Source organism: Tenacibaculum finnmarkense genomovar ulcerans, assembly GCF_900239495.1.
Taxonomy (GTDB): domain Bacteria; phylum Bacteroidota; class Bacteroidia; order Flavobacteriales; family Flavobacteriaceae; genus Polaribacter; species Polaribacter ulcerans.
The window spans coordinates 1-24,772 of record NZ_OENE01000003.1 but is presented as its reverse complement, the minus strand read 5'-3'; the positions used below and the strand labels follow the sequence as shown (position 1 = coordinate 24,772).

The following is a 24,772-nucleotide window of genomic DNA, read 5'->3' as shown; positions in this document are numbered from 1 at the left end:
AAACACAAAATTCGGTTATTAATAACTATAAATTTGATTTTATTGATAACTTTGCTAAATAACCTAATAAATTAAAATTATGAAAATTCAAAAAATAATATTTGCACTTGCTTTAGTTAGTTTTTTAGTTGTCGGATGTAAAAATGAGGCAAAGAAAGATGCAAAAAAAGAAACGGTAACTCAAGAACAAAAAAAAACTAACCCAAGAAAAATAAAAGAACTAGCTTTACATATTTCTGGAATGACCTGTGAAATAGGTTGTGCTAAAAAAATAGCTTCAGACTTATCGAAAAAAGAAGGTGTTTTAAGAGTCAATGTTATATTTAAAGATAGCATGGCTACTGTAAAATATGATGAAAATAACACGAATAAAGCTGATCTAATTACTTTTATCGAAGCTATTGGAAATGGAAAAATGTACAAAGCGTCAGAAACAACTAAAAAAGCTTGTAAAGAAGGATGCGAAAAAGCTTGTTGCGATAAAAGTGATGCCGCTAAAAAAACCTGTGCTGCAGCTTGTAAAAAAGCATGTGATTCAAAAGTAAAAGGTGATAAAAAAGCCTGTGCTGCTGCTTGTGAAAAAGCATGTTGTGCTAAAAGTGATGCAGATAAAAAAGCCTGTGCTACAAATTGCGAAAAAGCATGTTGCGATAAAAACGATGCTCAGAAAAAAGCTTAATATTTTTTAAAACATACTTAAACGAAGCTTCTCATTAGAGAAGCTTTTTTTATGAGTTTATCTTATCTTTGTAAAAACTTTTTTTTGATGAAAAAACATTTTCCTCTCTTAGTAAAAATAGCATTAATCTCTGTATATATTATTTTTTTAGCAGGCTCAGTAGTTCGTATGACAGGCTCAGGAATGGGGTGCCCTGATTGGCCAAAATGCTTTGGTTATTACATTCCTCCTACTTCGGAAGCTCAAATTACTTGGCATCCAAATACCCAATATGAAAAAGGGATGATTATTATTAAAAATGAAGTGCTTTTTGTTGCCGAAAACAATTTAAAAACATCCGAAGAATTTGATAATAACAATTGGAATAAATATACAAAACACAGGTACGCAAAGTTTAATAAATTACATACTTGGACCGAATACATAAACCGATTATCGTCGGCTTTAGCAGGAATTCCGTTTTTATTTTTAATTTTTGTTTCGCTTTCTTTTTGGAAGACAAACAAAAAAATTACACTCTTATCTTTCGGTGCTTTTTCTTTAATGATTTTTGAAGCATGGCTAGGTAAAACCGTAGTAGATTCTAATTTAAAACCGACTATTATTACCATTCATATGGTGGCTGGTTTGGTTATTGTTGGCTTATTATTATGGCTTTTATTTATCGTTTCCGACCGTAAAAAAACAACCTATAAATACAATTCATTATTTAATAAATTACTAATTTTTTCAGTAGTATTTTCATTGATTCAAATAGCGATGGGAACTCAGGTTCGTCAGTTTATTGACCAGCAAGTAAAGCTTTTTGGTTTTGATAATAAACAATATAGTTTACTAAACCCGAGTTTTAAATTTTACTTTCACCGTTCGTTTACCATTGCTATTGTGTTGGTTAACTTAGCGATGTTTTACTTAAATCAACTCAAAGGTTTAGGCTATAAATTAGTAAATTGGATTGTCGCTTTAATATTTTTAGAAACTATTACAGGTATTTTAATGTATTATGCCGAATTTCCGTTAGGAACACAAGCAATACATTTACTTTCGGGAGCTGTTTTATTTGGATTGCAGTTTTATTTATTATTACAAAGTAAGCGTACAACTGTTGATGAATAATTAAAGAATTAAAAACAATACTGAAAAGAATTAAGAGTCTGTTTAAAAATTAAATGTTTTAGTTAAACTTCTCAGACCTCACAGGTTTTTAAAACCTGTGAGGTCTATTTATTTGAGCATTGCATAGCTATGAGAAATCAGGATTCGAAACTGTTCTGCTTTGACAGATTCAATTTCTTGTTTTATGCTATAAAACTGTTTTTAGATGAAATTTAAACAGGCTCTAATTCAATAGTTCTTTTTTTTCGATATTTTTTAAGGTAAATATTCTTTAAATTCACTAAATTTTTCAGGATTTATTTTCTTAAAATTTTTTTTCAAATCCATTTGTTCATAATCACATGCTACTATTACAAAATCATCTGTAATATTCAAATCTAATTTAGACAAACTGTTTTTTAATTCGATTGCAATATTTAGAATAGTTTTAACAGCAATATTATTTTTCTCATTTATTAAAACCTCTTGATTTATTTGTTGGAAAAGCTGTTCATCTTGTTTGTTGTAACCTATATCATCATAAGAATACTTATATTCGGCACAATTCCATATGTAGTCTTGTGAATCTTTCTTTTTTAACCAATTGTTTAGTTCATCTTCTGTTCCGTATGAAATAGAAGGCGGAAAATAATTTTGGCAATCATAGCTTAAATAGATTGTGAAAATTTTCTCTACAGGTTTACACTCGTTTATATGCTGTTTTAGTAGCGATATTATTCTCTTTTCTACCTCTTGTTTTAATTTTGAAAAACTTACTGCTATTTTTCGTTGATACCTGTAATAATTACCCGAACGAATTCCATTTAAGATATTAAATTCATCATACTCGTAATAAAATATTCTATTTGAAGTTTCCTTAGTTTCGCGCTCATATCTTTCTTCTTCCTTTTCAACAAGTAGATTATTTTTGTAAATATATATCGTATTTGCTATTGCATAAGTAGCACTTGAACTTATTTTTTTTATTTTTCTATCTTCAAAAAAAAAAATTTGACTGTTAATAATTTCTTTATCTTTTCCATAAGAATAGTGAAATGAAATTATTTTATTTACTTCTATTTGATAAAAAGTTTCATAGAAATCAATACTATTAAAATCACGTTCTACAATGATATTTCCTAAACTATCTACTCCATATTGCGTGTGATAATTTTTATCTTGTGGCGCTGTTTTTAGTTTTTTGGATTTTGGATATTTTTTTTCTTCATTATAAAATGGCTCAAAATTAGTTAAAGAACCTTTAGACCATTTCCATTCAATAACTTTTTTTTCGGCTGTTTCTTTAATTTTTTGATAATTATCTTTTCCATAATAATATAATTTTTCTGATTCTTTTTCTTTATTCATTTGAAATAATTATGATGATTTTTTAAAAAAAATTCCAAAACTTTGTAAAATGCCTAGCCCCGATTGAAGCATTTGTTTGAGCTCCTTTTTTTGATTTTTCTTCAAAAAAAGAGCGAGTGCGGAAAGCGGGAAATTGCTTCAAAAAAAAATATAAATTAAGATATAATTAGTCTTTCCACTTTAAGGTTTCTAGCATTTGAATCATGTCTTTTTTGAGGTATTCAACGGCGGGTAAAATAGAATCGTAATTAGGTTTGCTGTAAAAAAATAGTGAACCTTTTAAAAAATGATTCGTGCTATCGGTTACATGAAATTGTAGTTGTGAAGCGGCATTTCCTGATATTTCGCACATTTTTCCATATACTTTTTTATCGGAATTAGCATAATCTCTCCACGAAATATGGTCTGCCTTTACGGTGTGTTCTAAAACCAATTTTTCAGATTCAACAAACAGTTCTCTAAGGTTGTTTTTTACAGGTCGGTAGGTAATATCTACAGATGCTTTTAAGGTTGGATATTTGATTTTTAACCAATTATTTTTTAAAATTTTAACGCTGGCATTTTTTGCTACATCAAAACTATATGGGGTATTTTCGTTTAATTTTTGATAGCCTAAAGTAGGATATTCTAACCTTAAATACGCTTTGGGTTTTGGCAAAGTTTCGTTAGTACAACTTGTTAAATTTATTAGTAATAAGGCAGATATTAGCCAGAAAATTTTACACATTTCGGGTTGCTTTTATTTGTTTTATACGTTTTTTATCTAAGGCTTCAATGGTAAATGTATAGTTACTGAAATTTATTTTTTCGCCTTTTTTAGGAAATTTCCCTGATATTTCTAAAATAAAACCTGCTAGGGTTTCGCTTTCTCCTTTTAAGGTTTCAAATTTTTCATCGTCATCATCTAAAACACGACAGAAGTCTTTTATTGTTATTTTTCCTTCAAAAATATAATTGTGTTCATCGAGCTTTGAATAGGTTAAATCGTCATCGTCAAATTCATCGTTTATATCGCCAACTATTTCTTCAATAACATCTTCTAGAGTTACTATTCCGCTGGTACCGCCATATTCATCAACAACAATGGCTAGGTGCATTTTCTTTTCTTTAAATTCGGCTAATAAATCATCTAATTTTTTGTTTTCTGGCACAAAAAAAGGGGCTCTTATCAAATTTTGCCATTCAAAGGTTTTTTCATGTAAATATGCCAATAAATCTTTGGCGTATAAAACTCCAATAATCGTATCAATGTTTTCATGATATACCGGGTTTCGTGAGTAGCCATTTTTTAAAATTGTTTTTAAAACCTCTTCGTAAGAGGTATTATCGGCAATAGCACAAACATCGGTGCGGGGTTTCATTATTTGTACGGTTTCGGTGTTTCCAAAATTTACAATGCCTTCTAAAATTTTTTGCTCGTCTTTGGTGGTGGCTCCGCTAGCGGTTAATTCGAGGGCTTCGGATAAACGTTCTACCGAAAAATTATGATTTTTATTGCCTAATTTATTTTCAACAATACTGGTTAATTTTATTAGTGGCGTGCTTAATGGTGTTAAAATAATACTTAAAAACTGAATTGGTTTTGCCATAAAATTAGCAAATAAAAGCGATTTTCTGGTGGCATATACTTTTGGCAATACTTCGCCAAATAGTAAAATTAAAAAAGTAACAAAAACAACTTCTACTAAAAATTTTACACCCTGTGAGAGTTCGCTAAAAAACACCTCTCCTAGCGAGGCAAATATCAATACGATTAAAATATTGATAAAATTATTGGTTATTAAAATGGTTGCTAATAATTTTTTGGGCTTTTCAAGAAGCAATACAGCATTGCTTTTTTGTTTTGATGTTGTTGAAAGTTCATTTAATTGGGTTGATGAAATTGAAAAAAAGGCAACTTCTGCACCTGAAACCAACGCTGAACATATTAATAAAGATAGTAATACTAAGCAGTTTATTATTGTTAACAAATCAATGTTTGATATCGCTAAAAATAAGGAGTTGGGTTCTGTGTCCAATTTTTATATTTTAAGTAAAATACTATTGTAAATTTGTATTATTTTGATATATTCCTTTTACTGTAGCGCTATTTTCTGTAGCTTTATTAGCTACAGGAGCTTTTACAGTAAGGTCTTTTTTTGTTGATAAAAAAGTCATTTCTTGTACTTGAATTTCAGTGGTATAACGTTTTTGTCCATCGGCTTCATACTGACGTGTTTTTATGCGTCCTTCGCAATATACTTTATCGCCTTTTGATAAGTATTTTTCACAAATTTCAGCTAATTTATTACGCACAACAATATTATGCCACTCAATACTACTTATTTTCTCTCCTGTTTGACGGTTCGTATAATTTTCATTGGTTGCTAATGGAAATCGACCAACAGAATTTCCTCCTTCAAAATAATGCATTTTTAATTTATCACCTAAATGACCTATTAAAATAACTTTATTTACTGTTCCTGCCATGTGTTCATTATTTGTGTAAAATCAAATATACGAAATTAACTAAGCCTTCGTTAAAAATTCGTTTAAAAAATTATCAATTAACACTGGCACAGGGTATTGCTTAATATCGTTCCACAAAATGGTTTTACTAGAGGTCTTTGTTGTTTTTACAATCCAAAATTTGGTCGATAAATGTTGATGTGATAATTTATGAACAATATCTTTTTGATTAAATAACGACAATACCGTTTCTTTTGGAAAAAATTCAGCAAATTCAGGCTGCTCAATTAATTGTGTTTCATTAATAGCTGTTATTGTTTCAATTAATGGAAATTGATACAATCCTTGCCAAATTCCTTTGCCTATTCGTTGTTCGATATTGGTTTTATGATCATCTGTAACAACAACTAAATAATTGAAATATCGCTTTTTAACCTTTGTTTTTTTCTCTTTTACAGGAAGTTCTTTAATTAATTTTTTATCTAAAGCCACACAACTTTCTGATAAGGGGCAAGAATCGCATAATGGGTTTTGAGGTTTGCATTGTAAAGCGCCAAAATCCATAATTGCCTGGTTGTACATTCCTGGTTGCGATACATCAATTAATGTTTGTGCTAATTCTTTAAATTCTTTAATTCCTTTGGATGAATTAATAGGTGTATTTATACCGAAATAACGGGCTAAAACTCGGTACACGTTTCCGTCAACAACTGCCACAGGTTCGTCATAACAAACCGATGCAATTGCCGATGCAGTATAATCTCCAATTCCTTTTAATTTTAAGAGTTCTTTATAGGTATTCGGAAAAACACCATCAAATTCATTTGCTACTTGTTTTGCTGTAAAATGTAGGTTTCTAGCTCTTGAATAATAGCCTAATCCTTGCCATAATTTAAGTACCGTGGTTTGATCTGCTTTAGCTAAATCGAAAACGGTTTCAAAGCTTGTTGTAAAACTTATAAAATAAGGCAATCCTTGAGCTACTCGTGTTTGTTGTAGCATTATTTCGCTTAACCAAACTAAATAAGGATCCTTGGTTTTACGCCAAGGTAAATCTCTTTTATTTTTTAAATACCAGTATATAAGTTGTGAGGTAATCATTGGGGTTTTATTTTAAATGAACTATTTGGATTCTTTTTTAAGCATTTTAAGGTCTTAAAAATTAATTAGCCACACCTATATTCATAAAAAATCGTTAAAAATTAGTTTTTTTATCTTCTAAAACAGGCATAAATATTTTAATTTTAATAAGCTAAAACACTCATAATCATCATTGTTAATTATTAACCGATAGCTGTTATTTATTAAAAAATCAATAAAAAGAGCCTAAATAAGCTAAAATTTTGTTAATATTGTATCTTTAATTTAACGTTTAGAAAACAACCCTTCAATTTTAATACTTTATTAATTCAAAATTACTAATTCAAATATTTAATTTTATGCAACAAATTACAAAAACATTAATAGTGTTTTTTATCTTAACTTTTCAGCTCACCTATGGGCAAAAAATAACAACCTCAGGGGTTGTTTCTGATCAATCAGGACCATTACCAGGTGTTACTATTTTAATCAAAGGTACTGCTTTTGGTACAGAAACAGATTTTGATGGACAATACACCATTAAAACAACACAAAAAGATGTACTTGTTTTTAGTTTCGTAGGAATGAAAACTGTTAAAAAAACAGTAAATTCAACGGCAGCTATCAATGTTGTTATGACTGAAGATGAAAATCTTTTAAACGAAATTGTGGTTACAGGTATTACTGTTACCGATAAAAGATTATTTACAGGGGCTTCAACTTCTTTAAAAGCTGCGGATATCAAATTAGATGGTGTTCCTGAAATTAGTAGAGGGCTTGAAGGTAGAGCTGCTGGGGTTACGGTACAGAATGTATCGGGAACTTTTGGTGCTGCTCCAAGAATTAGAGTACGTGGTGCAACATCAATTTATGGAAATTCAAAACCTTTATGGGTGGTTGATGGTATTATTTTAGAAGATGCTATTGACGTTTCTGCTGGAGATTTATCATCAGGAGATGCAAGTACCTTAATAAGTTCAGCAATTGCAGGTTTAAACTCTGACGATATTGAAAGTTTTGAGGTTTTAAAAGATGGTTCTGCTACTTCAATTTACGGTGCACGTGCTATGGCAGGTGTTATTGTAATTACCACTAAAAAAGGTAAAGCGGGTGTTAGTAATGTTAATTATACAAACTCAACTACCTTTAGAATGAGACCTAGTTATAATGATTTTAACATCATGAATTCACAAGAACAGATGTCTGTTTATGAAGAAATGCGTGCTGGTGGATGGTTAAATTATAGTAAAGTTGCAAATGCTAGAGAAAGCGGTGTGTATGGTGAAATGTATCAATTATACGATAAATTAGATGCTAACGGAAATTTTATCGTTCGAAATACAGCACAATCTAGAGCAGCTTTTTTAAGAAAAGCAGAACTTAGAAATACCGACTGGTTTAAAGAATTATTTAATATTAATGCTTTACAAAGTCATGCGGTAAATGTATCTTCAGGTACCGATAGAGCTACTTATTATGCTTCATTAAGTGCTATGGTAGATCCAGGATGGACAAAAGCTAGTAGCGTTAACAGATATACGGCTAATTTTAAATCAATCTTTAAAATTTCTGATAAATTAACTTTAAGTAGTATTAGTAACGGTTCTTTTAGAAAACAAAAAGCACCAGGAACTTTATCGCAAGATACTGATTTGGTAACAGGTACCGTAAAAAGAGATTTTGATATCAATCCTTTTTCTTACGCCCTTAATACTTCTAGAGTTTTAGACCCAACTAAAAATTATACTAGAAATTACACTGATTTTAATATTTCTAAAGAATTAGAAGAAAATTATATTGATATTAATGTAGTTGACTTAAAATTTCAAAGTGAATTAAAATACAAAGTAAACTCTAAGATAAACCTTAGTGCATTAGGAGCTTTAAAATACCAAACCTCATCTTTAGAGCATAATACTACTGAGTTTTCTAATCAGGCAAATGCTTTTAGAGCCGATTATAATGAAATTATTAGAAATGCCAACCCATTTTTATATACCGATCCTGACAATCAATACGCTACACCTATTAGTGTTTTACCAGAAGGAGGAATTTTCAGAAAAACTACACATAGTATGTTAGGCTATGATTTTAGAGGAACTTTTTCATATAAAGATGTTATTAACGATGACCATACGGTAAACTTTTACGCAGGGGCTGAGGCTAATTCTGCAGATAGAAAGAAAACCAATTTTACAGGATGGGGACTACAATACTCTTTAGGAGAAGTGCCTTTTTATGGCTATGAATTATTCAAAAAAAGTATTGAAGAAAACACCCTTTACTACGGTTTAAAAAATACAAAATACAGAAACTTAGCCTTTTTTGGAAACACTACATATTCTTGGAAAAGACGTTATACTCTTAATGGTACTTTCCGTTATGAAGGATCAAATAAATTAGGAAAATCGAAAGCATCTAGATGGTTACCTACTTGGAATGTATCTGGTGCTTGGAATGTACATGAAGAAGATTTCTTTGTTCATTTAGACCCTTTAGAAAGCCTTACTTTTAGAGCTTCATACAGTTTAACTGCCGATAGAGGTCCTGAAAGCGTTTCAAACTCATTAGTTGACATCAGAAGTTATAACCCTTGGAGACCTTCTGCAGGAAGTAAAGAAAGTGCTTTATACGTAGCTGGCTTAGAAAATAGCGAATTAACTTACGAAAAGAAACATGAATTAAATCTTGGTTTTGATACCAGTCTTTTTGACGGTCGTTTAGCTATTGGTGCAGATTGGTACCAAAGAAATAACTTTGATCTTATTGGCCCTACAAATACTCAAGGTATTGGTGGTGAAATTATAAAATATGGTAATATTGCTGAAATGAAATCAAGTGGTTTAGAATTATCAATTTCTGGAACTCCTATTAAAACAGAAGATTTTTCTTGGCAAACAAGTTTTGTATATTCTAAAACAAAAAATGAAGTTACAAAATTAGATTCACAACAAAGAGTTATCGATTTAGTAACAGGATATGGTTTTGCTAAACAAGGATACCCTGTAAAAGCTATTTTCTCAATTCCTTTTGCTGGTTTAAACGAAGAAGGTTTACCTACTTTTCAAGATCAAGAAGGTAATGTATCTATTGGAGAATTAAATTTTCAAGAAAGAGACAAATTAGACTTTTTAAAATATTCAGGTTCTGCTGACCCAACAGATGTTGGTAGTTTTGGAAACATTTTTAAATACAAAAACTTACGTTTAAACATCTTTACAACTTACTCATTTGGTAATGTAATCCGTTTAAATCCTGTTTTTAGTTCAAGATATTCTGATTTATCAGCCTTACCAAAAGAATTTGAAAACAGATGGATATTACCTGGGGATGAAAAGTTCACAAACGTACCTGTAATTGCTAGTACAAGACAAGAAAACAGAGTTGGTGAATATGATTTAAGAACTGCTTATAATGCGTATAATTATTCTGATGCTCGAATTGCAAAAGGAGATTTTGTACGTTTAAAAGAAGTTTCATTAGCTTTCCAATTTCCTAAAGAATATGTAACTAAAATAAATGTTAAAAGTTTGTCTTTAAAATTACAAGCAACTAACTTATTTTTATTGTATTCTGATGATAAATTAAACGGACAAGACCCTGAATTTTTCAACGCTGGTGGAGTTGCAAGTCCTTTAGCGAAGCAAATTACATTTACATTGAAATTAGGATTATAATTTTTAAAATTAAAAAATGAAAAATAATATAAATAAATTACTGGCAATCGCTCTTTTGTCTTTCATTGCAATTTCTTGTGGTGACTTTTTAGACGAATTACCTGATAACAGAACAGAAATAGACAACAATAATAAGATTAGAAAAATATTAGTTTCAGCATACCCTAGCACTAGTTATGGTATGTTAGCTGAACTATCTTCTGATAATATTGACGATTACGGTTTAGACAACCCAAACACCGATCTATTTTTAGAGCAAGTATCGTACTGGAAAGAAATCACTGAAACCGATAATGACGGGCCTGCTTCACTTTGGGGAAGCTGTTATAATGCCATTGCAAATGCAAACCAAGCACTAGCTTCAATTGAAAATAGCAGCAACCCTGCTTCATTAGCTGCTGAAAAAGGAGAAGCTTTGATTGCCAGAGCTTATAGCCATTTTATATTGGTTAATATGTTTAGTAAACACTACAGCGCTAAAAGTAGCAATACTGATTTAGGGATTCCTTATTTAGAAGCTCCTGAAACAAGACTTAACCCTAAATATAAAAGAGGTACCGTAAAAGAAGTGTATCAAAAAATCAATAAAGATATTGAAAAAGGATTGCCACTTATTAGCGATAATATTTACACCGTACCTAAATATCACTTTAATGTAAAAGCATCTTATGCCTTTGCAGCACGTTTTAACTTATACTACGAAAACTGGGCAAAAGCAAAGAAATATGCTTCTGTTGTAGTAACAGTAAATCCTTCTAGTGTATTAAGAGATTGGAAAGCTTTAAGTGAAGTTGTTAAAAAACAAGACCCTATAACTAAGGCATATTATGAAGACCCTAGTGCTTTATTTACCCAAGCATATTCATCAAGTGCGGGGCGTCATTTTGGTGGTTTTTTTAGAGGTTCACGTTTTAACCACACGAGTGCTATTGCCAATAGAGAAACATTAAGCGTTGCCTTACCATGGGCTGATAATGCTAGTTTATTTCCTTATAACAAACCTGTTGTATATGAAACAACTAATTTAGATAAAACGTTGTTTATGAAATTACCGTCTTTATTTGAAACTAAAGATGCTGTTGCACAAACTGGTTATTTAAAAACTGTTCGAACACCATTTACTACGGATGAGACTTTGTTAGTAAGAGCAGAAGCAAACGTAATGTTAAAGCAATACGATGCTGCCCTAGCAGATTTAAATTCATTTACGATGAATTATAATCAAAAACAACCAACAACTACTATTGACCAAGTAAACACTTTTTACAATGCTGTTCCTTATTCAACAGAAGCTACCGCTACACAGAAGAAAAAATTAACCGCTTCTTTTACAGTAACAGCTGGTACGCAAGAAAACATGTTACATTATACACTTCAATTAAGAAGAATATTAACAATGCACGATGGTTTAAGATGGTTTGATAATAAACGATACGGAATTGTTGTACCAAGATACCTAAATGGTAAAAACGGAGCAATTAGTGTTGCCGATGTTTTAACAGCAAACGACAACCGTAAAGCATTACAATTACCTAAAGATGTTATTACCGCAGGTTTAACTCCTAACCCTAGATAAAACTAAAATTACTACAATTATGAAAAATATAAAATATATAGTTTTAGCACTAGCCATTACATTTAGTGGTTGCGAAGAAACTAATTTACCAAACCCAAACAGAAGTGCCATTAACACTGATTTTGGGCATCAGAATGACTTTGACAAATTTTTAAAGAAAGAATTTGTAACGCCTTATAATATTGAAATTTTATATAAATTACCAGATATTCAAACTGATTTTAATTACACATTAGTTCCTTCTGAATATGAAAAATCAATAAAATTAGCCAACCTAATTAAGTATTTGTGTTTAGATGCTTATAATGCAATAGCACCTGCTAGCTTTTTAAAAGAAACCTTTCCTAAACAATTAGTTTTTGTAGGATCACCAGGATATAATAGCAATGGAACTATTTTATTAGGAACAGCAGAAGGAGGGCTTAAAGTATCGCTTTATAACATCAATGAGTTAGATGTTACGAATGTTGAAGAATTAAACAGTTCTTATTTTAATACTATTCACCATGAATTTGGGCATGTTTTACACCAAAAGAAACCTTTTTCTACTGATTTTAATCAAATTGTTGGTGCAGGATATATTGGCGATGAATGGAGTAAAAAATGGAAAGCTGGCGAATCTTTAAAAGCAGGTTTTATTAGCGATTATTCTAGTAACCAAGTAAGTGATGATTTTGTTGAATTAATTTCTCATTATGTATTATATTCTAACGAAAAATGGGATGCTACACTTGTAGAAGCAGGTGAAGGAGCAGCGCTTATTAATGCTAAAATGGCAATTATTAAAAGTTATTTAATTAGTAATTGGGAAATAGATATTGATGAGCTACGTACTGAAATACAAAAAAGGTACAACAATTTAAGTTCACAAGATTTAGATAAAATAAACTAGAAAAAATGAAAAAAACAATAAATAAATTCCTAGTATTTTTGCTATTCGTAGGGGTTACAATATCTTGTAACAACAATACCGAAGAAGCAATATTTAACGAACCGACTTCTGTTAGAATTCAAAAATCAATCTCTGAATATAGAGATTTATTAACTTCATCTGAAAATGGATGGATTATTGAATATTATCCTGACGAAAAGCAAAACATCGGTGGTTTTAACTATGGTGTAAAATTCAATAAAGATTTAACCACAGAGGTTGTACATGAAAGTGCCTTTGCAACAAAAGCATCAAATATGTTTGATGTAATTGCAAACGCAGGACCCTTATTAACCTTTAATACCTACACTTGGCTAACGCACTATTACGCAAACCCAAATAGTAACGATTCTGATGGAGCTGGTGGTGATTACGAGTTTGCATTAACTTCTAAAACAGCAGATGTTATTACCTTAACAGGAGCGCAGTCGCGTAATAAAATGCGAATGCTTAAACTTACCGAAGCTCCTGAAGTATATTTAGCGAAAGTAAACGAAGTTGGTAGTTTTATTTCTATTGTTTTTGGTGCTGCCATTAATGGTAAAGCTACAGAAATTAGCCTAACGAACCGTCATATTACTTTTCCTACATCAGAAGAAAATGGAGAAGATCAAGAGGTTGAACAGGCTATTGACATGGCGTATCACTTTACACCTACAGGAATTAAATTATATGAAGCAATTACTGTTGATGGTAATCAAGTAAGTGAATTTACCTTAAATAAAGCCTTAAATCAATTAACATCTCTTGATGGTAAGGTTGTTATTGACTTAGCTAAAAGCCCATTTAATATAAACCAAGATTGGAGTATTGACACCACAAACCCTTCAGACACTTCTGATGAGTTTTTTAATAAATATGTTGAAATATACAATGCCAATGGTGCCGCTTATGGTGAAGAATTACAGCGCTCAATTTTATTTGGAAATACAACGACAAATGAAACTTCGCCTGGTATTCTTTTTAAATCGAAAGCACCAACAACAACGTGGAGTACACAGCAAAAATTAGATTTTTCACTTATTAATAATGATAGTGAATTAACCATATCTAAAGGAGCTCAAGGTTTAAACTGGTCTTATTACACACATTTAGATCCTTTAGTTGATTATATTATTAAAGGAGCTCCATATACAATAGATCAAATTACCCCAACGCAAGTTAAATTAACAAGTACTGCCGATGCAAATGCTTGGTTTGTTTTAAAATTGTAATTTATTAGAACAATAAAAAAACCCTAATAATTTTTTAAATTATTAGGGTTTTTGTTTTTAAAAAAATTTTATTCTTGTTAACTTTTTGGAATAAATATAATTATCATATATTTGCAGCCTCATTTTCAAGAATAAACCCAAAATATATATAGGATGACAAAGGCAGATATCGTATCGAAGATTTCAGATAAGAGCGGAATTGAAAAAGCAGATGTATTAGCAACTGTGGAAGCGTTTATGGACGAGGTAAAAGATGCACTAGAAGGCGGAGATAATGTATATTTAAGAGGTTTTGGTAGTTTTATTATCAAAACAAGAGCAGAAAAAACTGGTAGAAATATTTCTAAAAATACAACTATTAAAATACCTGCACACAACATCCCAGCTTTTAAACCATCAAAAGTGTTTACAGAGGGTGTTAAAACTAAAGTATCTGTAAAATAATAAAGTATTAACCAAAAATCTTTACTTCTGAAGATTTTATAAAACATTTTAATTATGCCAAGCGGTAAAAAAAGAAAGAGAGCAAAAATCTCGACACACAAAAGAAAGAAAAGAGCAAGAGCAAATCGCCATAAGAAAAAGTAAGCTAACGCTTACTTTTTCATTGCTTTTAAAAGTATTTGAAAAAAAAAATCAGTTCATTGACATTAAGGTTTTAACACCTTGAAACGGTATAAAAATTATACCTGTTTACAAATTTTAATCCGTCTTCGTAAAATTTTTACGTAGGCACAAAACTATATTCAGAATGAAAACAGAATTAATAATTCGTTCAAATTCTTCTGATATTGATTTCGCCCTACTAAGAGATGGTAGACTTATTGAATTAAACAAAGAAACAAGCGATAATAAATTTGCTGTCGGAGATATTTTTCTAGCTAAAATAGGAAAAGTGATGACAGGATTAAATGCCGCTTTTGTAAATGTTGGATATCCTAAGGATGGTTTTTTACACTATCATGATTTAGGACCACAAGTACAGTCTTTAAATAATTTTATTAAGAAGGTAAGCATAGGTAATTATAAAGATTTCACTTTAAAAAATTTTCGTGCTGAAAACGACATCAATAAAGACGGAAGTATTCATGATGTACTAAAGTCAGGTCAAAATTTATTAGTACAAATTGTAAAAGAACCCATTTCTACCAAAGGACCGCGCATTAGCTCGGAACTATCAATAGCTGGTAGGTATTTAGTTTTAGTTCCTTTTTCTAACAGAGTATCTGTATCTCAAAAAATAGCAGACCCAAAAGAAAAAGAACGTTTAAAAAAATTAGCAAAAAGCATCAAACCAAAAGGGTTTGGGCTTATTTTACGTACTGTTGCCCAAGACAAAAAGGTAGCAGAACTAGATAAAGATTTACAAAATTCACTAGAACGTTGGGAAAAAATGTGTAACAGCATTGCCAATCAAAACACCCCAACAAAAATTTTAAGTGAGTTGAACAGAGCATCCTCTATCTTAAGAGATGTGATGAACGATTCTTTTACAAGTATTGTAACCAACGATGAAACTTTAATGGTTGAAATTAAAGAATATTTACAAGAAATTTATCCTGAAAAGGAAGATATTGTAAAACTTCACAAATCTGACACACCAATTTTTGAGAAATTTGGTATTGAACGTCAGATAAAAACATCGTTTGGTAAAACAGTTTCAATGAGCAAAGGTGCGTATTTAGTTATTGAACACACCGAAGCACTACATGTTATTGATGTTAACAGTGGTAATCGCTCAAACAAGGGGTTAAGCCAAGAAGAAACTGCTTTAGAAGTCAACTTGATTTCCGCAACCGAAGTAGCACGTCAGTTACAACTGCGTGATATGGGTGGAATTATAGTGGTTGACTTTATTGATATGAAGACTACTGAAAACAGACAGAAATTATATCAACATTTAAAAGATGCAATGTCTTTAGACCGTACTAAACACAAAATATTACCTCCGAGTAAGTTTGGTTTAATACAAATTACAAGACAGCGTGTACGACCTGAATTAGCAATAAAAACACGAGAGTCTAATCCTAATAAAAACGGAGAAGTTGAAGCTCCTATTATTTTAATTGATAAAATAGAAGCTGAATTAGAACGCTTGCTTAATAGTGGTAAAGAATATAAAGAAGTTACATTAAATGTACATCCTTTTATAGCCGCTTATTTAACAAAAGGGTTTATTTCTATTCGTTTAAAATGGATTTTACAACACAAAAAGTGGATTAAAGTATTACCAAGAGATGCGTATCAATATTTACAATACAAGTTTTTCTTGAAAAAAAAGTAAATAAGTAAGGCTATCTTAATTATCATAAAAACCCCATTTCACTAAGAAATGGGGTTTTTTATGTTTAAAACCAAAATCCTAAATTAAATAACCAATGTTTTTCGCTATGATCTGGCGACCAAGTATATTTCAATTCAACAGGGCCTAAAAAAGTTTCCATACTATACCCCAAAGCATAGCCCGATTTGGTATTGTTAAAAAAGTTACCTCCCAAAAGAATATCTTCTTCTACACGCGCATAATTAGCAATAAATGTAGCGTAATGATTGCTTGCAATTTTATATCTAAAATTAAATTCTGACTTTAAAAAAGACTGATTACTTAAAGCTCCTGAGGCATATCCATATAAAGGCTTAAAATTATTGATATAATTTTTGTTGTATCCTCCCAAACGATAATCAAGCATTTGAGATGTTTTTTTACCTAAAGTATAGCCTATATCAGAAGTGTATTGAAAGGTGAAATTATTTAATAAGGTCGTAGCAAAACCAACCGTGGCATTTGCTTGTGAAAATTGATGAAATAAATCATTTTCTGTCGGTAGCTTGTTTAACTTGTTATTTCTATCAGACCAAACATACCATTTAAAACCAAAATCAGCATAAAAACCTTCCGTAGGAAATATCACTTTATTGTAGCTATCTAATTTTAAAAAACCATATAAACTTACATAATTACTTTTATCAAAAAACAATTGCTTACCTTCTTTTAAAACATTTCCTGAAGAAGCTTGCAACCATTTATGCTCAATTCCTGTACCCAAAGCAAATTTCTTATTAAAAGTAGTTTTTAAATAAAATGCATTTGTAAAATCATTGTATCTTATATTAATTAAACTTTTGTCAAATAAAAACTCATCTTTAAAAGAATTATACCGCGACGAAATACCGTAACTTGGTTTTATTCCGTTATCAATATAATATTCAAAATTATAACGAATTCGATCACCAATAGCAACATCGAAAGACAATTCATCATTTTGTTTTAGCAGTTTTTTGTAATTGTAATTTAATAATACTGCCGATTTATATAAAACATCATAATGTAAGCCCAGTCGTAAATAAGAATGAATAGGCTCTTCCTTTACAGTTAGCATAATTTTTTTACCTGAAAAAGATTTACTTAAAAGATAATCTATTCTTCTAAAATTATTGGTAGCAGTTAAACTGTTTATTTTTCTTGAAATTCCTCGGTAAGAAACACTGTCACCTTCTGACAACTGAAGTTTTCCTAAAATATAATCGTTCGTATAATTTTTATTTCCTTTGATAATAATTCTATCGACTAAAAATTTTCCTTTATTTAAATTTATAACAGCAGCTTTTCTTTTGATGGGTTGTAATTTGGCAATACTATCAAAAACAGGCTTAAAAGGTTTGACTGTTTTTTCACCTTCTTTTAAAATTTCAGCAATTTTATCAAAAGAAATCACATTATAATCGGTTAAATTTGGTTGTAAATAAACATCTAGCAACGCTACTTGTTCATCCGATTTTTTATACATCTGAAAGTTAATAATTTGCATTAATAAAGAAGCTGCCGATGATAGTTCTACTTTTTCTAACAACTTTCCTTGCACACTAACACCAATAATAAAATCGACTTTTTTTTTCATTATATCAACAGGAAAATTATTGACTACACCACCATCGATCATTAATTTTCCGTTAATTTCTACAGGATTTAATAATGATGGAAATGCACCACTAGCCCTTAAAGCTAAAGGCAAAGAACCCTTTTCCAAAACCTCCTGACTACCTGTTTCAATATTGGTGGCAACACAATAAAAAGGAATTGGTAGCTTTGAAAAATTTTTAATTTCATCAACAGGAGCTAATAATTCTGTTAAAAAATTTAAAACATTTTGTCCTTTTGACAATCCTAAAGGAAGTCCTATTGTTTTGTTTTTAATAGGCAAAGTAATAGCGTATTTTTCGTTGTGTTCTTTATTAAAAAAAGGCTTTTCTCTTCTAGGCACCTGATCTCTTACCATTGCCATAAAATCGGTCGTTAACACAATTTCCTTAATTTGATCGGCAGTATATCCTGAAGCGTATAAGCCACCAATAATAGCCCCCATACTTGTTCCACCAATATAATCTATTTGAACACCCGATTTTTCCAATTCTTTTAAAACTGCAATATGAGCAAGCCCTTTAGCCCCACCACCACTTAAAACCAGTCCTATTTTTGGTTGATTTTGAGCCAGCATTACCACTGGAAAAAACAATAATATTAGTAACTTCTTCATCTTTTTACTTTTTATTTTTCTGCTGATTTTAGCATCAATTTTTAAGCCAATTTTTAAAGCGCTTTCTTTTGATAAAATTGCACTACCTTCTTTGCTTTTGACACTCCTATTGTTTCTTCTAAAGCGTCTAATGTTGCTTCTTTTACTCTTTTTACAGATTTAAATCTACGTAATAAAGTAGCAATAGTTTGTTCACCGATACCTGGAATTTCTTCTAATTCCGATTTTATAGCCGTTTTACTTCGTTTATTCCGATGAAAGGTAATTCCGAAGCGATGGGCTTCATTTCGTAAAAATTGAATTATTTTTAAACTTTCCGATTTTTTATCTAAATACAACGGAACAGAATCATTCGGATAATAAATTTCTTCCAATCGTTTTGCAATTCCAATAATGGCTATTTTTCCTCGTAAATTTAAAGCATCTAAACTTTTTAAGGCGGATGATAATTGTCCTTTTCCTCCATCAATAATAATAAGTTGTGGCAATGGTTGTTTTTCGGCTAACAAACGTTTATATCTTCTAAAAACAACTTCTTCCATCGAGGCAAAATCATCTGCTCCTACAACAGTTTTAATATTATAATGTCGATACTCTTTTTTACTAGGTTTTCCGTCTTTAAAAACCACACAGGCGGCTACGGGATGCGTTCCTTGAATATTTGAATTATCGAAACATTCAATATGTCGAGGTTCATCTTGCAAACGTAAATCTCTTTGCATTTGCCTCATTATTCTATTTATATGACGCTCAGGATTTACTATTTTTAATTGTTTTAATTGTTCAATTCGATAATATTTTGCATTTCTTTCTGATAAATCTACCACTCTTTTTTTATCGCCTAATTTTGGAACTGTTACTTTTATTTGTTCTCCTAAATCAACATCAAAAGGCACGTAAACTTCTCTCGATAAAGAATTAAATCGATTTCGGGTTTCAATAATAAACAGCTCTAACAACTGTTTATTGCTTTCTTCTAATTTCTTTTTTATTTCGGTGGTGTACGATTGTACAATTGACCCGTTCATCACTTTAAAGAAATTTGCATAACCATAAGTTTCATCCGAAATAATTGAAAATACATCCACATTATTAATAGACGGATTTACAATAGTCGATTTTGCTTGATAATTTTGTAGCAACGCTAATTTTTCTTTGATTTTCTGAGCTTCTTCAAATTTCATTTCCGAAGCAAAACCGAGCATTAAGCTTTGTAATTTATCTAAAATTTCTTTAAAATTTCCTTTTAATATATTTCGAATTGCTGTAATTTCTTGCTGATAATCTTCTTCTTGCTGATAGCCTTCACAAGCACCTTTGCAATTTTTTAAATGATATTCTAAGCACACTTTATATTTATAAGATGCTATTTTTTGTTCACTCAAATCATAAGTGCAAGTTCGCAGTGGATACAGTTCTTTTATCAAACTTAACAGCGACTGCACCATTTTAATATTGGTATAAGGACCAAAATATTCCGAGCCATCTTTTACAACGCTTCGAGTAGAAAAAACTCGTGGAAATCGCTCTTTTTTAATACAAATCCACGGATACGATTTGTCATCCTTTAGTAAAATATTATAGCGAGGTTTGTATTTTTTTATCAGATTATTTTCTAATAATAAAGCATCAGTTTCCGTACTAACCACAATATGTTCAATGCGGGCAATCTTTTTTACTAGGATTCGTGTTTTACCATTTTCATGAGTTTTGGTAAAATAAGAGGAAACACGCTTCTTTAAATTTTTTGCTTTTCCGACATAAATAATCACTTCGTTGTTATCAAAATATTGATAAACTCCTGGCGAAGTGGGCAATGTTTTTAGTTGAAGTTCTAATGAAGTTGGCATACAACGAAAATACAATTTTATAAAGATATGTAAGTTGCTATATGTACATTTACCTCAATATTTATCTACACTATTATTTTCAAGAAAATGCAAGAACCAATTCAATTTTATAAAGAAGAAATAAACAGCTTAAACACCACGTTAATTACGCTAAAAAAACAGTTGTTAACCACGCGAATTTTACGTCTTTTGGCTTTTTTAACCATTGCAACATCAGCATACGTAGGCTTTACAAAAGATAATTTATTTTTTATCCTAACAGGTTTAGCAATTATTACCTTCGGGGTTTTAATTACAAAACACCTCAAATTAAAACAGCAAAAAAGTCTTGCAGAGGCAAAATTAAACATCAATAAAACTGAAATAGAAGTATTAAAAGGAAACTATTCAAATTTAGATAGCGGTGAAGAATTTACCAATCCTGAGCATTATTTTAGCAACGATATTGATTTATTTGGAGTCGGTTCTTTTTTTCAATATATAAACCGAACAGCAACAAGTGAAGGTCGAAAATTATTAGCAACTATTTTAACAAGTAACACTATAAAAGACATTGATAAACGCCAAAAAGTAACGCAAGAACTAGCTTTAAAAACAATTTGGCGACAACATTTTACGGCGATTGCTAGTTTAATAAATACCAAAACAGCCATTCCTAGTATTGTAAACTGGATAACTTCATATCAACAAAAGATTCCTTCTTTTTTGATGTTATTTTCGTATGCTTTTTCAGGGGTATCATTAATATTAATTGGATTATTAAGTTTTAGTATTATTCCTTTTTCAATCCTTTTAATTTGGTTTTTAATTGGATTGTTTATTACCGCTTTCTATTTTAAAAATATTCAAGAATTAGCTACAGAAACAGGAAAAGCCAAAGAAACTTTTAATCAATATCATCAATTATTAGCACAGATAGAAAATGAAACTTTTACAAATTCAATTTTAAAAGATAAACAGCAACAAATTCAACAAGAAAGTGAAAAGGGAAATAAAAAAGCTTCGGATATTTTTAAAGAATTTTCTAAAAAATTAGATGCCTTTGACCAACGTGGTAATTTGATGATTGCACTATTCGGAAACGGGCTGTTTTTGTTAGATATCCGCAATACTATTAAAATAGAAAAATGGATTACTTCTTATAAAACAACCGTTGCGCAATGGTTTGATGTGGTTTCTTTTTTTGATGCACAAAACTCCTTAGCCAACTTTGTTTTTAACAAACCTGAATATATTTTTCCTAGTATCAGCAATGAAAAAGCCGTTTTAAACGCCGTAAATTTAGGGCATCCTTTATTAAATCCTTCTAAAAGAATTGACAACGATTTTATTATTGATACCGAAAACTTTTTTATCGTTACAGGTGCAAATATGGCAGGGAAAAGTACGTTTTTAAGATCCATTTCATTGGCAATTGTAATGTCGAACACAGGTTTGCCGATTTGTGCTGAAAAAGCAAGCTATAATCCGATAAAATTAATTACCAGTATGCGAACTTCAGATTCGTTAAGCGAAGACGAATCGTATTTTTATGCCGAATTAAAACGTTTAAAATTTATCGTAAACGAAATTAAAACTGATAATTATTTTATCATTTTAGATGAAATTTTAAAAGGAACAAATAGTCAAGATAAAGCAATCGGTTCTAAAAAATTTGTTGAAAAATTAAACAACTCAAAATCAACAGGAATTATTGCTACGCATGACGTAAGTTTATGTGATTTATCAAACGAATATAGCAGTGTGAAAAATTATTATTTTGATGCCGAAATTATTAATAATGAATTAGATTTCGATTATAAAATGAAAAATGGCGTATGTCAAAATATGAACGCTTCTTTTTTGTTGAAGAAAATGGAAATTGTTTAAGAACCTGTCTTTTCCACAAAAAACATCACTATAAAACTATGATAAAAGACAGGAAATAACTGTTTCATTAATCCGTATCTTTGTTGTATGCACAAACTTATTGATAATTTCGGCAGGCAAATAAACTATGTTCGCTTGGCTGTAACCGATCGCTGTAACCTTCGTTGCCAATATTGTATGCCCGCCCACGGAATTGATATTGTTCCTAGAAAAGAGCTGTTAACCTACAAAGAAATGTACCGAATTATTCGAGTACTTACCGAACTCGGTGTTAATAAAGTTCGGCTAACGGGTGGCGAACCCTTTGCTCGTAAAGATTTTATGTCGTTTTTAGAAATGCTATCTTATAATGATTTATTAGACGAAATAAATATTACCACAAACGGCGTATTGGTTGCCCAACATATTACAACCTTAGAAAAGCTTAAAAAAGTAAAAACGATCAATTTAAGTATTGATAGTTTACATGCCGATAAATTTGCGAAAATTACACGTCGTGATACTTTTAATCAGGTATATAAAACCTTAGAATTACTAGAAAAAAGTAGTCTTCACTTAAAGTTGAATATCGTTGTACAATCAGGTTTTAACACCAATGAAATTACTGATTTTGTAGGTTTAACTAAAGATAAAAATATGGCTGTTCGATTTATTGAAGAAATGCCTTTTAACGGAAAAGGACAGCGAGATATTCAAGAAAACTGGAATTATAATAAAATTATAAAGGAGATAAAATCGAAATATTCTGTAGAGAATATCATCTCAGAAAAATCATCAACTTCTCGTAATTTTTCTATCAAAAATCATCAAGGAACTGTAGGGATTATTCCTGCTTTTACCCGTACTATTTGCAATGATTGCAACCGTATAAGAATTACATCAACAGGAACTTTTAAAAATTGTTTGTTTGATGATGGTGTTTTTAACCTCCGTGATTTTATCAGAAATGGTGCTTCTAATGATGATTTAAAAACACTTTTTTTATCATTAATAAAAGAAAAACCTGAAAATGGTTTTATTGCCGAAGCAAATAGAAAACAAGGAAGTGTAAGTGAGAGTATGAGTACAATCGGTGGGTAATATTTTATAAAAAAGTATCAGTAAATATATGATTTCAGTAAAAAAAGCAAAAGAGATAATCCTAGAAAACACCCAAGATTTTGGAACAGAAAACATTCCATTTATAGAATCTGTTGGGCGGATTTTAAAAGAAAATATTGTTGCCGATAGAGACTTCCCTCCTTTTAATCGTGTTGCCATGGACGGAATTGCAATAAATTATATTCATTTTAAAAATGGAGAACGCACTTTTAAAATTGAAGGAATTCAGCCTGCAGGAAGTGCGCAATTAACGTTGCAAAATTCAGCAAACTGCATTGAAGTAATGACAGGCGCAGTATTGCCAAAAAATTGCGATACGGTAATCAGATATGAAGATGTTAGTATCAAAAATGGAATTGCAACAATTACTATTGATACAATTAATACACATCAGAATGTACATCCCAAAGGAAAAGACAACGTACAAAACGATGTTTTAATCCATAAAAACACCCTTATTTCAGCGGCAGAAATTGGCGTAATTGCTACGGTTGGTAAATCAGTTATAAAAGTAGCAAAACAGCCTAAAGTAATGATTATTTCTACTGGTGATGAATTGGTTGATGTAAATGAAAATCCGCTAGCGTATCAAATAAGAAGATCGAATGTTTACACCTTGGTTTCTTTATTAAAAGAGTTAGATATCCCTTCAGAAACCGCACATATTACCGATAACAAAACTATTTTAAAACAAAAAATAAGCGGCTATTTACAACAATACGATGTATTATTATTTAGTGGCGCAGTTAGCAAAGGAAAGTTTGATTTTTTACCCGAAGTTTTAACCGAATTAGGCGTTGATAAATTATTTCACAAGGTAGCCCAACGCCCAGGAAAACCTTTCTGGTTCGGCATCGCAGATGATTTAAACACTAGTAAACAGGGTGTTTATCAACCTAGTCAATCTGATAATAATACTATTGTTTTTGCTTTTCCTGGAAATCCAATTGCCACTTTTGTAAATTGCTTGGTGTATTTTTATGATTGGTATTACAAATCAGCAGGAATAAAATATCTAAAAGAAACGGCTATTATTAATGAAAATGTTATTTTTAAACCTAATTTAACCTACTTTTTACAAGTTAAATTAATTTCTGAAAACGGACAATTAATAGCAATTCCAATTAAAGGAAATGGCTCAGCCGATTTAGCAAGCCTTGTAAATGCTGATGGTTTTATTGAAATTCCAAAAACAGAAAATACCGAGTTTAAAAAAGGAACTATGTTTCCTGTAATTAGATATAAAAAATGAGTAACATCTCGATACAAATTTGATTTTCCTATCGGACATCAAATTCACTCGATGTGACATACCCTGTCAGTTCGAGTGATTTTATTGAAATGTTAAT

The 24,772-nt window shown here is 30.6% G+C and carries 18 protein-coding genes; 11 read left to right on the top strand and 7 right to left on the bottom strand.

Annotated elements, in window-relative coordinates; all coding sequences use genetic code 11:
* Nucleotides 1-79: 79 nt before the first annotated feature.
* Nucleotides 80-679 carry a cation transporter gene (locus tag DPIF8902391_RS00105; RefSeq protein WP_058884000.1) on the top strand — a complete coding sequence of 200 codons (600 nt, stop codon included), beginning with the start codon at nucleotides 80-82 and terminating at the stop codon, nucleotides 677-679.
* Nucleotides 680-766: 87 nt separating this feature from the next.
* Entirely contained in the window at nucleotides 767-1,795 is a 1,029-nt protein-coding gene (locus DPIF8902391_RS00100) for a COX15/CtaA family protein (protein ID WP_172504694.1), read from the top strand.
* Between the two features lie 255 nt (nucleotides 1,796-2,050).
* Here the strand turns inward: DPIF8902391_RS00100 and DPIF8902391_RS00095 are convergent, their stop codons facing one another.
* From DPIF8902391_RS00095 to mutY, 5 genes are all read right to left on the bottom strand, one after another.
* Entirely contained in the window at nucleotides 2,051-3,142 is a 1,092-nt protein-coding gene (locus tag DPIF8902391_RS00095; RefSeq protein WP_172504693.1) for a hypothetical protein, read from the bottom strand.
* Between the two features lie 166 nt (nucleotides 3,143-3,308).
* Complete coding sequence (gldD, locus tag DPIF8902391_RS00090; RefSeq protein WP_172504692.1) at nucleotides 3,309-3,869, bottom strand: gliding motility lipoprotein GldD; 561 nt, start codon at nucleotides 3,867-3,869, stop codon at nucleotides 3,309-3,311.
* Nucleotides 3,862-5,160, bottom strand: coding sequence for a gliding motility-associated protein GldE (gene gldE / locus DPIF8902391_RS00085; protein ID WP_172504691.1), 1,299 nt, complete (start codon nucleotides 5,158-5,160; stop codon nucleotides 3,862-3,864). Before gldE ends, gldD begins: the two co-directional genes overlap by 8 nt.
* Before the next feature lie 22 nt (nucleotides 5,161-5,182).
* Nucleotides 5,183-5,611, bottom strand: coding sequence for a single-stranded DNA-binding protein (locus DPIF8902391_RS00080; RefSeq protein ID WP_058883995.1), 429 nt, complete (start codon nucleotides 5,609-5,611; stop codon nucleotides 5,183-5,185).
* A gap of 39 nt (nucleotides 5,612-5,650) precedes the next feature.
* On the bottom strand, nucleotides 5,651-6,691 hold the full coding sequence (mutY, locus tag DPIF8902391_RS00075) for an A/G-specific adenine glycosylase (protein ID WP_172504690.1): 1,041 nt from the start codon (nucleotides 6,689-6,691) through the stop codon (nucleotides 5,651-5,653).
* 338 nt (nucleotides 6,692-7,029) lie between these two features.
* Between mutY and DPIF8902391_RS00070 the strand changes: the two genes are divergently transcribed.
* The 6 genes from DPIF8902391_RS00070 (at nucleotide 7,030) to DPIF8902391_RS00045 (ending at nucleotide 16,352) form a co-directional block, all read left to right on the top strand.
* The gene (locus tag DPIF8902391_RS00070) at nucleotides 7,030-10,347 is read left to right on the top strand and encodes a SusC/RagA family TonB-linked outer membrane protein (protein ID WP_172504689.1); all 3,318 of its coding nucleotides are present in this window, start codon (nucleotides 7,030-7,032) and stop codon (nucleotides 10,345-10,347) included.
* A 16-nt stretch (nucleotides 10,348-10,363) separates the two neighbouring features.
* Nucleotides 10,364-11,923: a RagB/SusD family nutrient uptake outer membrane protein gene (locus DPIF8902391_RS00065; RefSeq protein WP_198912909.1), complete on the top strand. Its 1,560-nt coding sequence runs from the start codon at nucleotides 10,364-10,366 to the stop codon at nucleotides 11,921-11,923.
* Between the two features lie 19 nt (nucleotides 11,924-11,942).
* A complete protein-coding gene (locus tag DPIF8902391_RS00060; RefSeq protein ID WP_172504688.1) occupies nucleotides 11,943-12,815 on the top strand; it encodes a zinc-binding metallopeptidase in 873 nt (290 codons plus the stop codon).
* Nucleotides 12,816-12,820: 5 nt separating this feature from the next.
* Nucleotides 12,821-14,068: a DUF4302 domain-containing protein gene (locus tag DPIF8902391_RS00055; protein ID WP_172504687.1), complete on the top strand. Its 1,248-nt coding sequence runs from the start codon at nucleotides 12,821-12,823 to the stop codon at nucleotides 14,066-14,068.
* 153 nt (nucleotides 14,069-14,221) lie between these two features.
* A complete protein-coding gene (locus DPIF8902391_RS00050; RefSeq protein ID WP_058883990.1) occupies nucleotides 14,222-14,512 on the top strand; it encodes an HU family DNA-binding protein in 291 nt (96 codons plus the stop codon).
* 307 nt (nucleotides 14,513-14,819) lie between these two features.
* The gene (locus DPIF8902391_RS00045) at nucleotides 14,820-16,352 is read left to right on the top strand and encodes an Rne/Rng family ribonuclease (RefSeq protein ID WP_058883989.1); all 1,533 of its coding nucleotides are present in this window, start codon (nucleotides 14,820-14,822) and stop codon (nucleotides 16,350-16,352) included.
* 64 nt (nucleotides 16,353-16,416) lie between these two features.
* Here DPIF8902391_RS00045 and DPIF8902391_RS00040 read toward each other — a convergent pair whose 3' ends face one another.
* Nucleotides 16,417-18,603: a patatin-like phospholipase family protein gene (locus DPIF8902391_RS00040; protein WP_172504686.1), complete on the bottom strand. Its 2,187-nt coding sequence runs from the start codon at nucleotides 18,601-18,603 to the stop codon at nucleotides 16,417-16,419.
* Nucleotides 18,604-18,656: 53 nt separating this feature from the next.
* Nucleotides 18,657-20,453, bottom strand: coding sequence for an excinuclease ABC subunit UvrC (uvrC, locus tag DPIF8902391_RS00035; RefSeq protein ID WP_172504685.1), 1,797 nt, complete (start codon nucleotides 20,451-20,453; stop codon nucleotides 18,657-18,659).
* An 87-nt stretch (nucleotides 20,454-20,540) separates the two neighbouring features.
* Between uvrC and DPIF8902391_RS00030 the strand changes: the two genes are divergently transcribed.
* From DPIF8902391_RS00030 to DPIF8902391_RS00020, 3 genes are all read left to right on the top strand, one after another.
* Nucleotides 20,541-22,322 carry a MutS-related protein gene (locus DPIF8902391_RS00030; RefSeq protein ID WP_172504684.1) on the top strand — a complete coding sequence of 594 codons (1,782 nt, stop codon included), beginning with the start codon at nucleotides 20,541-20,543 and terminating at the stop codon, nucleotides 22,320-22,322.
* Nucleotides 22,323-22,409: 87 nt separating this feature from the next.
* Nucleotides 22,410-23,402: a GTP 3',8-cyclase MoaA gene (gene moaA / locus DPIF8902391_RS00025; protein WP_172504683.1), complete on the top strand. Its 993-nt coding sequence runs from the start codon at nucleotides 22,410-22,412 to the stop codon at nucleotides 23,400-23,402.
* Nucleotides 23,403-23,430: 28 nt separating this feature from the next.
* The gene (locus DPIF8902391_RS00020; protein ID WP_172504682.1) at nucleotides 23,431-24,675 is read left to right on the top strand and encodes a molybdopterin molybdotransferase MoeA; all 1,245 of its coding nucleotides are present in this window, start codon (nucleotides 23,431-23,433) and stop codon (nucleotides 24,673-24,675) included.
* Nucleotides 24,676-24,772 lie beyond the last annotated feature (97 nt).

What these genes read in the sequence shown, in the direction of transcription:
- DPIF8902391_RS00105 (WP_058884000.1), top strand. Translation starts at nt 80, where the DNA reads ATGAAAATTCAAAAAATAATATTTGCACTTGCTTTAGTTAGTTTTTTA.
- DPIF8902391_RS00100 (WP_172504694.1), top strand. Translation starts at nt 767, where the DNA reads ATGAAAAAACATTTTCCTCTCTTAGTAAAAATAGCATTAATCTCTGTA.
- DPIF8902391_RS00095 (WP_172504693.1), bottom strand. Translation starts at nt 3,142, where the DNA reads ATGAATAAAGAAAAAGAATCAGAAAAATTATATTATTATGGAAAAGAT.
- gldD (WP_172504692.1), bottom strand. Translation starts at nt 3,869, where the DNA reads ATGTGTAAAATTTTCTGGCTAATATCTGCCTTATTACTAATAAATTTA.
- DPIF8902391_RS00080 (WP_058883995.1), bottom strand. Translation starts at nt 5,611, where the DNA reads ATGGCAGGAACAGTAAATAAAGTTATTTTAATAGGTCATTTAGGTGAT.
- mutY (WP_172504690.1), bottom strand. Translation starts at nt 6,691, where the DNA reads ATGATTACCTCACAACTTATATACTGGTATTTAAAAAATAAAAGAGAT.
- DPIF8902391_RS00070 (WP_172504689.1), top strand. Translation starts at nt 7,030, where the DNA reads ATGCAACAAATTACAAAAACATTAATAGTGTTTTTTATCTTAACTTTT.
- DPIF8902391_RS00065 (WP_198912909.1), top strand. Translation starts at nt 10,364, where the DNA reads ATGAAAAATAATATAAATAAATTACTGGCAATCGCTCTTTTGTCTTTC.
- DPIF8902391_RS00060 (WP_172504688.1), top strand. Translation starts at nt 11,943, where the DNA reads ATGAAAAATATAAAATATATAGTTTTAGCACTAGCCATTACATTTAGT.
- DPIF8902391_RS00055 (WP_172504687.1), top strand. Translation starts at nt 12,821, where the DNA reads ATGAAAAAAACAATAAATAAATTCCTAGTATTTTTGCTATTCGTAGGG.
- DPIF8902391_RS00050 (WP_058883990.1), top strand. Translation starts at nt 14,222, where the DNA reads ATGACAAAGGCAGATATCGTATCGAAGATTTCAGATAAGAGCGGAATT.
- DPIF8902391_RS00045 (WP_058883989.1), top strand. Translation starts at nt 14,820, where the DNA reads ATGAAAACAGAATTAATAATTCGTTCAAATTCTTCTGATATTGATTTC.
- DPIF8902391_RS00040 (WP_172504686.1), bottom strand. Translation starts at nt 18,603, where the DNA reads ATGAAGAAGTTACTAATATTATTGTTTTTTCCAGTGGTAATGCTGGCT.
- uvrC (WP_172504685.1), bottom strand. Translation starts at nt 20,453, where the DNA reads ATGCCAACTTCATTAGAACTTCAACTAAAAACATTGCCCACTTCGCCA.
- DPIF8902391_RS00030 (WP_172504684.1), top strand. Translation starts at nt 20,541, where the DNA reads ATGCAAGAACCAATTCAATTTTATAAAGAAGAAATAAACAGCTTAAAC.
- moaA (WP_172504683.1), top strand. Translation starts at nt 22,410, where the DNA reads ATGCACAAACTTATTGATAATTTCGGCAGGCAAATAAACTATGTTCGC.
- DPIF8902391_RS00020 (WP_172504682.1), top strand. Translation starts at nt 23,431, where the DNA reads ATGATTTCAGTAAAAAAAGCAAAAGAGATAATCCTAGAAAACACCCAA.